Origin of the sequence: Nocardioides sp. cx-169 (assembly GCF_021083605.1) — a bacterium.
Classification (GTDB): Bacteria; Actinomycetota; Actinomycetes; order Propionibacteriales; family Nocardioidaceae; genus Nocardioides.
In genome coordinates this window covers 372,180-386,342 of the sequence record NZ_JAJNRO010000004.1, presented here as the reverse complement: position 1 = coordinate 386,342, position 14,163 = coordinate 372,180, and the positions used below count along the sequence as shown (strand labels likewise).

The window sequence follows — 14,163 nt, the reverse complement described above, 5'->3', positions numbered from 1 at the left end:
TCGAGCGAACTACAGAGCCGTAGTTCAGGAGACGCGGAGAGTGAACCAGGTGGAGTACAGGCCGAGCAGGAAGCGGAAGTCGTCGCCCGACACGGTGACGGTGCCGCCCGAGCCCCGCAGGACGACCGTGCCGACCCGTCCGCCCCACTCGCCGTTGCCGTCGCGCTGGGTGGTCTCGATCGACGCCAGGTCGCCGACCGCGGGCCAGGTCTGCTGGATCTTCGCGTCCGTCGTCGACACGGTCCAGTCGTGGTAGTCGTTGCCCGGGAAGTCGTCGTAGCGATCCGGCTTGGCGGGCAGGTAGGAGAACGCGCCGCGCGCGGTCCAGCCGCCGCTGCTGGCGGAGAACTGCGAGAAGATCGGCCCCCCGCCGTGGGTCAGCACCTGGCCCCGCGTGGCGTCGATGGCCTTCGACGTGGCCCGCTGCTCGTCGGTGGCGCCGCCGTAGACCTGGCACCGGTCGGTGTCGCAGAGCTGGTAGTGCCGTCGCGTGGAGTGCTTGCGCTCGTAGGCGGCGTAGGTGCGCGCCGCGACCGCCTGGGCGCGCAGCGCCTGCGGGTGCCAGTACGACGGCACCTCACGCGGCACGACTCCCTTGAGGTAGGCGTCGAGCGACACGACGTTGACCGTGTCGCGGTCGAGGCCCTGGCCGGGTGCGGCCGAGCGCAGGGCTCCACGGTAGGAGCGGCTGCTGCCACCCACGAAGAGCCGGATGGGCCGGCCACCGGCGACGAACTCGGCCTCCCCCTTCAGGGTCTTGAGGCGGCGCCAGGACGACCGCACCTTGAAGTCCACGGCGCTGCGGCGACCGCCGGCCACCGGGACGATCCGCCAGCGCGTCGCGCGCGGGCGGACCGCGTCCAGCCGCGTGGGGCGTCCTCCGACGGAGCGGACCACCAGGCCGCGGCCGGCGGCCACCACGACGTCGCGGGAGGTGTCGGCGCTGATCAGCACGCGCACGGGCCCGCCGGCCTTCCCCGGCCGCGTGCCGGGGTAGTAGTAGCGCAGGATCTTGCGGTACCCCACGCCCTTGGTGGCCGCGTGCTGAGCGCCGTACTGCGAGAGTCCGTGGCCGTGCCCGTAGCCGTGACCGACGATCCGGACCGTCGCGCCGTCGGGCACGTCCTGCACGGCGGCCGACGCGCTGCCGGCCGGCAGCAGGGTCGTCAGGAGGGTCGTCAGGAGGGTCAGGGCGGCGAGGAGCGAGGTCCGAGAGAGCACCGGTCCACGGTACACATTCCCGGCATCTGCCTCCCGGCCGTGCGACCATGCCCCATGGGCCTCCTCCAGTGGTGGCGACGTCGCCGCGGCACCGACACCGACACCCTCGTGGCGCGCGAGCTCGCCCGGGTGCGGTGGCGGATCGTCGACGAGGACATCACGCTGTTCGGCGAGCAGCTCGCCGAGCTGCACGTGGACACGATGACCACGGAGCTCGACGACGACATGCGCGCCGACTACCAGAAGGCGCTCGACCGCTACGAGTCGGCCACGCAGCGGTTCACCCGCGAGTCCACCGACGACGACCTCATCGAGATCGGCGCCGTGCTGGAGGAGGGCCGCTACCACCGCGCCTGCGTCCTGGCGCGGCGCGACGGCACGCCGCTGCCCGAGCGGCTCCCGCCCTGCTTCTTCAACCCCCAGCACGGCCCCTCGGTGGCCGAGCTGGCGTGGGCGCCGCCGGGCGGTGTGAAGCGCGCCGTCCCGATGTGCCGCGAGGACCTGAACCGGATCGAGCACTCCCAGCTCCCGGTCATGCGCGTCGTGCGGGTCGCCGATCAATACCTGCCCTGGTTCGCCGCCGGCAGCGCCTACGAGGCTCTCGCCGGCACGATCGACGTCAAGGCGGTGCTCGACGGCAAGCGGGCCGCGCAGGGCCAGTGGGCCCTGTACGTCGGGCAGACGCAGAACTCCGGCGTGGGGATCTACGGCTCGCCGTTCCCCTAGACGCCGGTCAGACTCGGTGCAGACGTCGGGCGGCCTCCGCCACGGAGCCGCTCATCGAGGGATAGACGGTGAACGCCTGGGCGAGCTGGTCGGCGGTCAGCGACTCGGCCACCGCGACCGACACCGGGTGGATCAGCTCGCTGGCGCGCGGACCGACCACCACCCCACCGACGATGATGCCCGTGCCCGGACGGCAGAACAGCTTGACGAAGCCGTCGTGGACGCCCTGCATCTTGGCGCGGGCGTTGCCCGACAGCGGCAGCATGACGACCTCGGCGGCGATCTCTCCCGCGTCGACGGCCTTCTGGCTCCAGCCGACGGTGGCGATCTCGGGCGCCGTGAACACGTTCGAGGAGACCTGCTTGAGGTCCAGGGGGCTGACCTTGTCGCCGAGGAAGTGCCACATCGCGATGCGCCCCTGCATCGCCGCGACCGAGGCGAGCATGAGCACCCCGGTGCAGTCGCCGGCGGCGTAGACGCCGCGGGCCGACGTACGCGAGACCCGGTCGACGTTGACGAAGCCGCCGTCGGTGAGGACGACGCCGGCCTCCTCGAGACCGAGGTCGCCGGTGTTGGGCACCGAGCCCAGCGCGAGGATGCAGTGCGAGCCCTGGATGCGACGCCCGTCGGTGAGAGCGACCGTGACGACGTCGCCGTCGCGCGTGACCGACTCCATGCGGGACTGCGAGAGCACCTTCATGCCGCGGCGCTTGGAGACCTCCTCCAGGACCAGGGACGCGTCGGCGTCCTCGCCGGGAAGCACGCGGTCGCGCGAGGACACCAGCGTGACCGGGATCCCCAGCGCCAGGTAGGCGCTGGCGAACTCCGCGCCGGTGACCCCGGAGCCGACCACGATCAGCTCGGTCGGCACCTCGGTCAGGTCGTAGACCTGCTCCCACGTGAGGATCCGCTCGCCGTCGGGCCGCGCCGTCGGCAGGGTGCGTGGCGCGGCCCCGGTGGCGACAAGGACGGCGTCGGCCTTCAGCGTGCGGTCGCCGTCGACGACGACCCGACCGGGACCGTCGAGGCGCCCGCGCCCCTGCACGACGGTGACGTCCTCCTTGGCGAGGCGGCGCGTGATGTCGGCGGACTGGTCGGCCGCGAGCTGCATGACGCGCTGGTTGACCCGGGCGAGGTCGACGGTGATCGCGGTCGCCGCGTCGCCCTCGTGGTCGCGGAAGTTGACGCCGAGCTCGGCCGCCCCCGCCACGTCGGTCATCAGCTCCGCGGTCGCGATCAGGGTCTTGCTGGGCACGCAGTCGGTGAGCACCGCCGAGCCGCCGATGCCGTCGGTGTCGACCACCGTCACCTGGGCACCGAGCTGGGCCGCGACCAGCGCCGCCTCGTAGCCGCCGGGTCCGCCGCCGATGATGACGACCTTGTCCGCCATGAGGTTTCCTTTCGTCTCACCGGGTCTCGACACGCCGGTCGCGGCTTCGTTCCTCAGCCGCGCGGCTGCTCGACCTTGCCGAGCACTCTCCGGCCGCTCGTCCCTCGCGGCCGGAGAGTCGGCTAAAAGTTGATCATGTGGCCGGCGATGCCGTGGATGGCCTCCTTGACGGCCTCGCCGAGCGTCGGGTGGGCGAAGATGTTGCGAGCCACCTCGTCGGCGGTCAGGTCCCAGGTCTGGGCCAGGGTCAGCACGGGCAGCAGCTCGGTGACGTCGGGGCCGATCAGGTGCCCACCGATGATCTCGTTGTGCTCGGCGTCGGCCACGATCTTGACGAAGCCCGCGGTGTCGCCGAGCCCCTGGGCCTTGCCGTTGGCGGAGAACGGGAACGTCGCGGTCTTGACGTCGTACCCCAACTCCCTGGCCTGCTCCTCGGAGTAGCCGAACGAGCCGATCTGGGGCTGGCAGTACGTCGCCCGCGGGATCATGTCGAAGTTGATCTCCTGCGTCTCCGCCCCAGCGATCGTCTCGGCGGCGACGATGCCCATCGCCTCCGCGGCGTGGGCCAGCATCATCTTGCCGGTGACGTCGCCGATGGCGTAGACGCCGTCGACGTTGGTGCGCCCGCGCGCGTCGACCGCGATCGCGCCGCGCTCGGTCAGCTCGACGCCGGCGGCCTCAAGGCCGTAGCCCTCGACGCGCGGCTGGAAGCCGATGGCCTGGAGCACCTTGTCGGCCTCGAGCACCTCGCTGTTGCCGTCCTTGGAGACGGTGACCTTGACCTTGTCGCCGGAGTCGTCGATGCCCTCCACCTTGGTGCCGAGCAGCACCTTCACGCCGAGCTTCTTGTAGTGCTTGGCCAGCTCCTTGGACACATCGGCGTCCTCGGTCGGCACCATGCGGTCCAGGAACTCCACGATCGTGACGTCGACGCCGAAGTTCTTCATCACGTAGGCGAACTCGACGCCGATCGCGCCGGAGCCGGCGATGATGACCGAGCCGGGCAGCTCGGAGTCGAGGATCTGCTCCTCGTAGGTCACGACGCGCTCGCTCAGCGACGTGCCCGGGATCAACCGCGTCTTGGCGCCGGTCGCGATGATCAGGTCGTCGCACGTGTAGGACGTGACGTTGCCGTCCTTGTCCTTGACGTCGACGGCCTTGGGGCCGGTCAGGGTGCCCCAGCCGTCGATCTCGGTGATCTTGTTCTTCTTCATCAGGAAGTGGACGCCCTTGACGATCCCGGCGCTCACCTGACGGGAGCGCTTGTGGGTCGGCCCGTAGGACATCGTGGCATCGCCCTCGATGCCGAACTTGTCCTTCTCGTGCGTGAGCACGTGGGCGAGCTCGGCGTTCTTGAGGAGCGCCTTGGAGGGGATGCAGCCCACGTTGAGGCACACCCCGCCCCAGTACTTCTCCTCGATGACCGCCACGGACTTGCCGAGCTGGGCCGCACGGATGGCGGCGACGTAGCCACCGGGGCCCGCGCCGAGGACGAGAACGTCGAAGTGAGTCACACGCTCAGCCTAGTGCCGCGCCCGATAACCTTCAGCCGTGACCCTGTACGCCGCCTACGGGACCAACCTGGACCCCGCCCGCATGGGCGAGCGCTGTCCTCACTCGCCGCTGCACACCACCGGCTGGCTGCAGGGGTGGCGCCTCACGTTCGGCGGTGAGGAGCACGGCTGGGACGGCTCGCTCTCCACGATCGTGCAGGACCCCTTCGAGCAGGTCTTCGTCGCGGTCTACGACATCACCGAGGCCGACGAGGCCGACCTGGACGGGTGGGAGGCGGCCGACTCCGGTCTCTACCGCAAGACCAAGGTGCGGGTGTCCACCCTGAGCGGCGAGATCGTGGTGTGGACCTACGTCCTGGACGCCTACGAGGGCGGGCTGCCCTCCGCGTCCTACCTCGGCATGCTCGCCGACGCGGCCGAGGCCGCCTCCGCGCCCGACGACTACGTCGCGGCCCTCCGCCGCCGCCCCTGCCGCACCAACGGGAGCTGACCCACCGCTGGCGTGGGTTTGTGACGGGTCAGCCGAAGCCGGGGTCGTGGATTGGCCCGCCTAGAGTGCTGCCCGTGATGTCGACGACGCCTGAGCTGCCGGACCACTCGCCGTACGACCTGGCCGACGAGGCCGCCGCCCGCTTGGCCGAGCTGACCGGGGTCGCGTCGCACGACGTGGCGCTGGTGCTGGGCTCGGGTTGGCTGCCCGCGGTCGACGCGCTGGGCGAGGCGACGGCCGAGATCGCGGCCACCGACCTGCCCGGCTTCTCGGCCGCGGCGGTGGCCGGGCACTCGGGGAGGATCCGCTCGATCCGCGCCGGCGAGCGCAACCTGCTCGTCTTCCTGAGCCGCACCCACTACTACGAGGGCAAGGGCGTCGCGGCGGTCGTGCACGGCGTGCGTACGGCGGCGGCCGCCGGGTGCCGCACCGTCGTGCTCACCAACGGCTGCGGCGGCCTCAAGGAGACCTGGGCGCCGGGCACCCCGGTCCTCATCAGCGACCACGTGAACCTCACCGGCCGCTCCCCCATCGTCGGCCCCCGCTTCGTCGACCTCACCGACCTCTACTCCCCCCGGCTGCGCGGGCTCTGCCGGGAGGTGGACCCGAGCCTCGACGAGGGCGTCTACGTGCAGTTCCCCGGCCCCCACTACGAGACCCCGGCCGAGATCGCCATGGTGCGCGCGATCGGGGGCGATCTGGTCGGCATGAGCACGACGCTCGAGGCCATCGCCGCCCGCGAGGCCGGGATGGAGGTGCTCGGGATCAGCCTGGTCACCAACCTCGCCGCGGGCATCACCGGGCAGCCGCTCAACCACGAGGAGGTCCTCGAGGCGGGCCGGGCGGCCGCGTCGCGCATGGGCGAGCTGCTGGGGCGCATCGTCCCCACCCTCTGAGCGTCTGGTCGGCCCGGCCGGACCGGTCATTTGGCGGGATTTGAGGTTAGGCAGACCTTAGTAAGGTTATGCTTCGTCCGCCGTCTCGGACCTTCTCTCGCAGAATCGACCTCTCGCCATGTCCCGCCCCCAGATCGCGGCCCTGCTCGCCGCCTTCACCCTGAGCGCCTGCGGCCCCGTCCTCGACTCGCCCGGCGACGAGGGCGACGCCACGACCGCGGCGGCCCCGGCGCCGCGGCTGAGCGACGTCACCCCGGTCGACGACCCGCGCGCGTGGCAGGGCGAGGTCTCGATCAACCTGCCCGACCCGGTCATCTCGCCGGCCCAGGCCGACCCCGAGCCGCGGCTGCCCGTGACCGTGACCGACGCCCAGGGCACCAAGGTCACCGTGACCGACACCAGCCGGATCCTCGCCCTCGACGTGTACGGGACCCTGGCCCACACCGTCTTCGAGCTCGGCCTCGGCGACCGCGTCGTCGGGCGGGACGTCTCGTCGTCGTTCCCGGAGATCGCCGACCGTCCGGTGGTCACCCAGAACGGCCATGAGCTCAGCGCCGAGGCGATCCTCGACCTGGACCCGACCGTGGTCCTCTCCGACACCTCCCTCGGACCGTTCGACGTGCTGCTGCAGCTGCGCGACGCCGGGATCCCCGTCGTCATCACCGACGCGGACCGCAGTCTGGACAACCTGTCCTCGCTGACCCAGGAGGTGGCCGACGCCCTGGGCGTCCCCGCGGCGGGGCGCGAGCTCGGCCAGCGGCTCGAGCGCGACGCGGACCGGATCACCCGGCAGGTCGCCGAGGTGGCCCCGCAGGACATCACCGGACAGCTGCGCACGATCTTCCTCTACGTGCGGGGCCAGGCGGGCGTCTACTACATGTTCGGCGAGGGATCCGGGGCCGACTCCCTGATCACCGCGGCCGGCGGCTACAACGTGGCCGCCGAGATCGGCTGGAGCGGCATGAAGCCGGTCAACGACGAGGGCCTGATCGCCGCCGCCCCCGACGCGATCCTGATGATGAACGAGGGCCTGGAGTCCGTCGGCGGCGTGGACGGGCTGCTGAAGCAGTTCCCGGCGCTGACGAGCACGCCGGCCGGCGAGAACCGCCGGATCATCGCCATGGACGACGACCAGGTGCTCAGCTTCGGCCCGCGCGCCGCCGACGTCATCAACGCGCTCGCCGTGGCGTTCTACGCACCGGACGACCTGTGAGCCGCGGGTGACCCTCCGCCAGGCCCGGCCCGCGTCCGACGTCGCGGCCTTCGACTCGCCCACCGCCCGCAGGGACCGTGGTAGGACGCGCGGCACGCTGCTGTGTGTCGCGCTGCTGCTCGCGCTGGCGGTCTCGGGGGTAGCCGCCGCGGGCTCGGGTCAGCTGGCGATCCCGTTCGACGAGGTGGCGGGCTCCTTCCTGCACCGCCTCGGCCTCGACCTCGGGCCGATGCCGACCCACCCGCGCGGCGACGACACCCTGTGGACCGTCCGGTTCCCGCGTGTGGCGATGGCGATGGTCGTCGGCGCCGCCCTGGCCGTGGCGGGCACGGTGATGCAGGGCGTGTTCGGCAACCCCCTCGCCGAGCCGAGCGTGGTCGGCGTCTCCTCCGGTGCCGCGGTCGCCGCGGCGATCTCGATCGTCTTCGGCCTCACCTTCGCCGGCACCTGGACGATCGCCGTGTGCGCCTTCGCCGGCGGCCTGCTCACGACGCTCACCGTCTACGCCCTCTCGCGCGCCGACGGGCGCACCGAGGTGGTCACCCTCGTGCTCACCGGAATCGCCGTCAACGCGGTGGCCGGAGCCGGCCTCGCGCTGCTGATGTTCCTGGGCGACACCCAGGCGCGCGAGCAGATCGTCTTCTGGCAGCTCGGCAGTCTCAACGGCAGCCGCTGGTCCTACATCTGGGTGGTCGGCCCGATCGCCGCGATCGGCATCCTCGCCTCGTTCGTGGGCGCCCGCAGCCTCGACCTGCTCGCGCTCGGGGAGCGACAGGCCCGCCACCTCGGCGTCCACGTGGAGCGACTGCGGGTCATGATGATCGTGGTCGTCGCCCTGCTGACCGCCGCGGCCGTGAGCTTCTGCGGGATCGTCGCGTTCGTCGGCCTGGTCGTGCCTCATCTCCTGCGCATGGTGACCGGCCCCGGTCACCGCGTGCTGCTGCCGGCCTCGATGCTGGCCGGCGCGCTGGTGCTCGTCGTCGCCGACATGGGCGCCCGGACGCTCGTCGCGCACGCCGACCTGCCGCTCGGCATGCTGACCTCGCTGGTGGGCGGGCCCTTCTTCTTCTGGCTGCTGCGCCGCACGCGCCGTACGGCAGGGGGCTGGTCGTGATCGCCCTCGGCGCCCGCGGCGTCGTGGTCCGCTTCGGATCCACGACCGTCCTCGACGGCGTCGATCTCGACGTCCGCCACGGCGAGGTGCTCGCGCTGGTCGGTCCGAACGGGGCCGGGAAGTCGACGCTCCTGGGCGTGCTCGCCGGCGACCTCGCCCCGCAGGAGGGCAAGGTCGAGGTGCTCGGCCGCCCGCTCGAGGACTGGCGGCTGCGCGAGCTCGCCCGGGAGCGCGCCGTCCTCACCCAGGAGCACCGCATCTCCTTCCCGTTCCCCGTGGCCGAGGTGGTCCGCATGGGCCGCGCCCCGTGGCGCAACCGGCCCGAGGAGGACGACGACGACCGCGTGGTCGCCGACTCGATGGCCGCCACCGACGTCACCCACCTCGCCGACCGGTCGTTCGGGATCCTGTCCGGGGGCGAGAAGGGGCGGACCTCGTTCGCCCGCATCCTGGCGCAGCGAGCGGGGATCCTGATGCTCGACGAGCCGACCGCCGCCCTCGACATCGGCCACCAGGAGACGGTGCTCGGACGCGCCCGCGTCGAGGCGGACGCCGGGGCCGCCGTCGTCGTCGTGCTCCACGACCTCACCCTCGCCGCCGCCTGGTCCGACCGGGTGGTGCTGCTCCAGGCCGGCCGGATCGCCGGCGAGGGCGCGCCCGCCGACGTCATGCGGGCCGGTCTGCTCAGCGAGGTCTACGGACACCCCATCGAGGTCGTGCCGCACCCCACCACCGGCGAGCCCCTGGTGCTCGCCGACCGACGGCCCGTCGGCTCGCCCGGCGCCCAGGAGACCCCATGACCGTCCGCGCCCGTGCCACCGTCGTCGCCGCCCTGCTCGCCGCGGCCCTCCTCGCCCTGCCGGCCGCACCCGCCTCGGCCCAGGGCCGAGTCACCGTCACCAACGACCGTGGGACGGCGCAGGCCGACCTGCGCTACCAGACCGAGCTCACCATCGACGGCTCCGGCTTCCAGGTCGTCCGAGGCGGCTTCGGCGGGGTCTACCTCATGTTCGGGTGGGTGCGCGACCCGTCCGGCGGCACGTGGCGCCCCTCGCAGGGCGGCATGAGCGGCAAGGACTACAGCTACATCCCGGACGCCGAGAACGCCGCCGCCAACCGCGGCTACCTCAAGTTCATCGCGTTCCCCGGCAGCTCGACCTCCTCCGAGGCCGCCGCCGTGCTGTCGCGCTCCGGCTCCTTCCAGCTGAGGCTGACGGTGCCGGGCCCGGTGTTCCAGGCCACCGACCGCGACGGGGACGTGGTCGACGTCGACTGCCGCAAGGTGACCTGTGGCGTGATCACCGTCGGCGCCCACGGCGTGAAGAACGCCAACAACGAGACGTTCACCCCGGTCACCTTCGCCCACCTCCCCGACGCGGCCCCGCAGTCGCCCGCCGAGCCGACCCCGACCGGCACCGCCTCCCCCTCGGCCGGGCCAGCCGACGCTCCCTCCGCCGGGACCCCGGCCCCCGCGGCGCCTCCGGCCGCCCGTGGCAGACGCGTGCTCACCGTCGACCGCACCACCGCCGTCGCCGGCCACGCCCTGGCCTTCTCCGCCCAGGGCTTCCGGCCCGGCGAGCAGGTCGTGGCGGTCCTGGACAACGGCGTGGCCGGGCTCGGCCCCCTGCCCGCCGGGTCGTCCGGGGAGGTCGCCGGGATCCTCCAGCTGCCGCTGGACCTGACGCCCGGCACCCACGAGCTGCGGCTGCGCGGCGCTGCCTCCGGCACCGAGGTGCTCGAGCGGTTCCCCGTCTCGCGGGGAGACGAGCCCGCTCCCGCGGCCGACGACGCCGAGGCGTCCGAGGACACCGGGGGTCAGGCCGGCCCGATCTTCCTGGCCGTCGCCGCCGGCCTCTTCCTGGTCGCGCTCTTCGCGTACGCCGTCACGACGCTGCGCCGGCGCCGTCCTCGCACCACGGTGGAGACCCCGTGAGCGCGCGCACCCACGGCGCTCTCGCCGCCGTCCTGGTCGTGCTGCTGGGCCTGGGTCTGACCGGCGCCGTCCTCTCCGCGACGACCGCGAGCGCCTCGGTCGGGCGCCTCGCCGGCGTCTCCGCCGAGGAGACCGAGCCCACCGCCACCGCCTCCGCCACGCCCACGGAGTCCCCGAGCGAGACGCCCACCGAGACGCCCACCGAGACGGCTACCGAGACGGGCACCGAGACGGGCACCGAGACGGGGGAGCCCGAGTCGGGCGCCTTCACCATCTCCGACGCCCAGCTGCGCTGGGGCATCAACAGCGAGACCAACAACAAGGCGTTCGCGCCGGGCACCTTCAACTTCCTCTCGGCCGGCACGGTGCCCAACCCCGGCGCGGGCGGCCAGACGATCACCAACGCCACCTGGCGCGGGACCGGGACCCGGGCCTGGTGGGCCGAGCGCGGCGCCGTGCGGATCGAGAAGCGCCGTCCCGACGGCAGCTACGGGGCGGCCACCTTCGCGGGGCTGTCGACCGACGTCGACGGCAACCCGCTCACCAGCACCAACGGCCCGTTCTCGGGCCACCAGGTCGTCCTCGACGGCGGCACCGGCGAGGTCGACACCGACGCCCGCACCGCGACGATCCGGTGGCGCGGCTCGTTCTCGGTCGTCTACTACTCCGGCATGTCGTTCTTCACCGTCTCCGACCCGGTGCTGACGATCACCCGGTCCTCGGCCACGCTGCGCGCGACCTTGAGCGGCTACGCCAGCTCGGTGGACGACCAGAGCCTGTGGTCGCCCGTCGCGCCCGAGGTCGTGACCATCGCCGACCTGCCGGTCCCCGACCTGACGGCCGCGGGCGGCTTCGCCGTCCAGCCCCGCTACCTGAACGTCCGCTACCAGGCGCCCCCCTCGGGCGCGGCCCAGGTCCGCACCGGCAGCGCGTGGGGCGCCTTCCCCTCCTCGTTCCTCGCCTACATGGACAAGGTCGGCTCCGCGGCGTTCTGGTACTCCAGCGGCGGCGCCGCCGACGCGCACAAGGTCCCCTCGCCCGTGACGGTCAGCTACGTGGCCGACGACCCCATCGAGCCCCCCGTCGAGCCGACCACCGGACCCGGCCCCACCGATCCGGAGGGACCCAAGCCGTCGACGCCGGTCAATCCCACCCGACCGCCCGTCCAGTCCGCCCCGCCGGCGCTGCCCGCGCCGCCGGCCGCGCCCGCCCCGGCCGTCCCATCGGCTCCCGCCGTCCCCGCCCCGGGCGAGGTCGGCGTGGCCTCCGCGCCGCTGCCCGCGGCGCCGACCGTCTACGCCCTCACATCCTCGGAGCCCGCCTCGCACGAGGCCACTGCCGACCACCGCTGGACGTGGTGGCTCGGGTCCCTGCTGTTGCTCGGCACCGCCGGCCTCAGCGTGCTCACCCACCAACGAAAGGCATCGTCATGAACCCCACCACCACAGCCCGGCCGCGCGCTCGCGCGGCCAGGCGCGGAGTCGCGGCCGCGGTCGCGGGCGCCCTAGCGTCCGCCGGCATCGTCGCCCTGGGCGTCGCGACCGCGACCCCGGCCGTAGCCGCCCCGATCTCGGTCAGGAACGCCACGTTCGCGTGGGACATCAACAACGAGGTCCAGGCCGGCGCTTTCGCTCCGGGCACCTGGAACCTGATGTCGGCCGGCAAGATCGGCAACCCGGGCGCCGGTGGTCAGATGCTGCGGGCCGCCGACAACGGCGCCACCTGGAGCAACGGCGCTACGGCGGGGTGGGCCAACACCGCCGGCAACGTGACGATCGAGGACAAGGCCGCCGACGGCAGCTACGCGCCGACGACCTTCGACGGCACTCACCGCAACAGCGCGGGGCAGGCGACCTCGGGCTCCTCCACCACGATCCTGTCCGAGAACCGGCTGGTGGTCCGCAACGGCGCCGGCACGCTCGACCCCGAGACGGAGAGCGCCACGATCACCTGGGACGGCGACGCGACCGTCCTCTTCTACTCGGGCATGACCTACTTCCATCTCTCCGACCCCGAGCTGGTGATCGCCAACGGCACCGGCACGCTGAGCGCGACGGTCGGCGGCTACGCCGCGTCCATGGAGGACACCGACGAGTGGACCCCCGTCCCCGACACCAAGGTCGCGCTCGCCACGCTGTCCGGCGTCGACGTGACCCCCACGGGGATCGCGGCCACGCCGCAGTACCGCGAGGTCGCCTACGAGGCTCCCGCCGACACCAGCCCACAGATCCGGACCGGAGCCAGCTGGGGCACGTTCCCGCCGGCCTTCGTCGACCTGCAGCAGACGCTGGGCCAGGGGCCGTACTGGTACTCCACCGGCGGCAGCGCCGACGTCCGCAAGGTCGCGAACCCGCTCTCGGTCGCCTACACCGACCACGCCTCGGTGGTGGTCAGCAAGACCACGCTCCTGCCCCACGGCGCCCATCAGGTCACCGTCGAGGGCAGCGGCTTCGACCCGGCGCTCGCGACCGGCGCCCGCCCGCCGCTGGCCGGCAAGCCGGCCGGCGCCTACGTCGTGTTCGGCAAGTTCCCCGAGGTGTGGAGGCCCTCGCTCGGCGCTCCGTCCAGCAACCGCAAGCCCACCTCGCCGCAGCAGTGGGCGGTCCTTGCCGAGGACATGGCCACGATCGGAGGCGCCCGGGCCGGCGCCATCGAGCTGCGTCCCGACGGCACCTTCACCGCCACGCTGACCGTCGACAGGGCCGCGGCCGACACCGCCGCCGCCGCGGTGGCCGCCGCGACCAACTACGGCATCTACACCTACGCCGGCAGCGGAGCCACCAGCGCGAAGTACGAGACCTACACGCCGATCACGTTCGCCAAGGCCACCCCGGCGGTCACGCTCACCGCGCCCACGGTGACGCCCGGCGCACCGGCAAGCGCCACCGTCACCGTCGCCAGCGAAGGCGGCACCGACGGCTCGGTCACCCTCACCGAGGGCGAGACCGTCCTCGGCACCGCGGACCTCACCGACGGCACCGCCACCTTCGACCTCGGTGACGCGCTCACCGAGGGCGAGCACGCGCTGACCGCGACCTTCGCGGGCAACGCCAACACCGAGGCCGGCACCGCCACCGCCACCCTGGTGGTCGAGAAGTCGACCTCCTCGCTCTCGCTCTCGATCCCGTCTCGCACCTACGGGCAGGTCACCACCGCCACGGTCAAGGTCACCGGCAAGGGTGCCGACGGCGCGGTCACACTGAGGCGAGGCACCACCGTGGTGGGCACCACGAACCTCGTGGCCGGCAAGGCGAGCTTCACGCTCGGCAAGCTGAAGGCCGGCCGTCACGCGCTCACGGCGACGTACGAGGGCGACGCCGACGTCGCAGGATCCACCGCCACCGCGACGGCGACGGTCTCGAAGGCCGTCAGCAAGGCCACCGTGAAGGTGGCCAAGAAGCCGACCCGCACGAAGGCCGGCAAGGTCCAGGCCCGCGTCACGACGACCACGGCCGGCTCCGCCACGGGCAAGGTGACCGTGGTCGTGCGGACCGCCAAGGGCAAGCTCGTCAAGCGGGCGCGGGTCGCGCTCAACGCTCGGGGCATCGCGCGGGTCACCGTGCCGAGGCTCGCCAAGGGCTCCTACAAGGTGGTCGTGACCTACGCCGGCAACGGCAACGTGAAGGCATCCTCCAAGAGGATCACCTTCCGGGTCGCCTGACCCTC

At 72.7% G+C, this 14,163-nt stretch carries 12 protein-coding genes; 9 read left to right on the top strand and 3 right to left on the bottom strand.

Translation table 11 applies throughout. The features are described 5' to 3' along the window. Positions 1 to 24 precede the first annotated feature (24 nt). Entirely contained in the window at positions 25 to 1,221 is a 1,197-nt protein-coding gene (locus LRP67_RS21805) for a SpoIID/LytB domain-containing protein (RefSeq protein WP_231269568.1), read from the bottom strand. A gap of 54 nt (positions 1,222 to 1,275) precedes the next feature. Here LRP67_RS21805 and LRP67_RS07580 point away from each other — a divergent pair, with 54 nt between their 5' ends. Then, positions 1,276 to 1,947, top strand: coding sequence for a hypothetical protein (locus tag LRP67_RS07580; protein ID WP_231269567.1), 672 nt, complete (start codon positions 1,276 to 1,278; stop codon positions 1,945 to 1,947). Between the two features lie 7 nt (positions 1,948 to 1,954). On the opposite strand, the gene LRP67_RS07575 is transcribed toward LRP67_RS07580, so the two are convergent. Next, positions 1,955 to 3,337 (bottom strand): NAD(P)H-quinone dehydrogenase, encoded by a 1,383-nt coding sequence (locus LRP67_RS07575; RefSeq protein WP_231269566.1) that lies wholly within the window; start codon positions 3,335 to 3,337, stop codon positions 1,955 to 1,957. Positions 3,338 to 3,459: 122 nt separating this feature from the next. Further along, positions 3,460 to 4,851 carry a dihydrolipoyl dehydrogenase gene (gene lpdA, locus LRP67_RS07570; protein WP_231269565.1) on the bottom strand — a complete coding sequence of 464 codons (1,392 nt, stop codon included), beginning with the start codon at positions 4,849 to 4,851 and terminating at the stop codon, positions 3,460 to 3,462. Between the two features lie 37 nt (positions 4,852 to 4,888). On the opposite strand from lpdA, the gene LRP67_RS07565 reads away from it, so the two are divergent. From LRP67_RS07565 to LRP67_RS07530, 8 genes are all read left to right on the top strand, one after another. Then, the gene (locus LRP67_RS07565; protein WP_231269564.1) at positions 4,889 to 5,341 is read left to right on the top strand and encodes a gamma-glutamylcyclotransferase; all 453 of its coding nucleotides are present in this window, start codon (positions 4,889 to 4,891) and stop codon (positions 5,339 to 5,341) included. Between the two features lie 77 nt (positions 5,342 to 5,418). Further along, positions 5,419 to 6,237 (top strand): purine-nucleoside phosphorylase, encoded by an 819-nt coding sequence (locus LRP67_RS07560; protein WP_231269563.1) that lies wholly within the window; start codon positions 5,419 to 5,421, stop codon positions 6,235 to 6,237. 118 nt (positions 6,238 to 6,355) lie between these two features. Beyond that, positions 6,356 to 7,450 (top strand): hemin ABC transporter substrate-binding protein, encoded by a 1,095-nt coding sequence (locus tag LRP67_RS07555; RefSeq protein WP_231269562.1) that lies wholly within the window; start codon positions 6,356 to 6,358, stop codon positions 7,448 to 7,450. A gap of 7 nt (positions 7,451 to 7,457) precedes the next feature. Further along, complete coding sequence (locus tag LRP67_RS07550; RefSeq protein WP_231269561.1) at positions 7,458 to 8,564, top strand: iron ABC transporter permease; 1,107 nt, start codon at positions 7,458 to 7,460, stop codon at positions 8,562 to 8,564. After that, positions 8,561 to 9,364, top strand: a complete 804-nt coding sequence (locus tag LRP67_RS07545) for a heme ABC transporter ATP-binding protein (RefSeq protein ID WP_231269560.1) — start codon at positions 8,561 to 8,563, stop codon at positions 9,362 to 9,364. Before LRP67_RS07550 ends, LRP67_RS07545 begins: the two co-directional genes overlap by 4 nt. Then, the gene (locus LRP67_RS07540) at positions 9,361 to 10,497 is read left to right on the top strand and encodes a hypothetical protein (protein WP_231269559.1); all 1,137 of its coding nucleotides are present in this window, start codon (positions 9,361 to 9,363) and stop codon (positions 10,495 to 10,497) included. Before LRP67_RS07545 ends, LRP67_RS07540 begins: the two co-directional genes overlap by 4 nt. Then, complete coding sequence (locus LRP67_RS07535; RefSeq protein ID WP_231269558.1) at positions 10,494 to 11,930, top strand: HtaA domain-containing protein; 1,437 nt, start codon at positions 10,494 to 10,496, stop codon at positions 11,928 to 11,930. Before LRP67_RS07540 ends, LRP67_RS07535 begins: the two co-directional genes overlap by 4 nt. Further along, the gene (locus LRP67_RS07530; RefSeq protein ID WP_231269557.1) at positions 11,927 to 14,158 is read left to right on the top strand and encodes an Ig-like domain repeat protein; all 2,232 of its coding nucleotides are present in this window, start codon (positions 11,927 to 11,929) and stop codon (positions 14,156 to 14,158) included. The genes LRP67_RS07535 and LRP67_RS07530 overlap by 4 nt, the downstream gene beginning before the upstream one ends. Positions 14,159 to 14,163 lie beyond the last annotated feature (5 nt).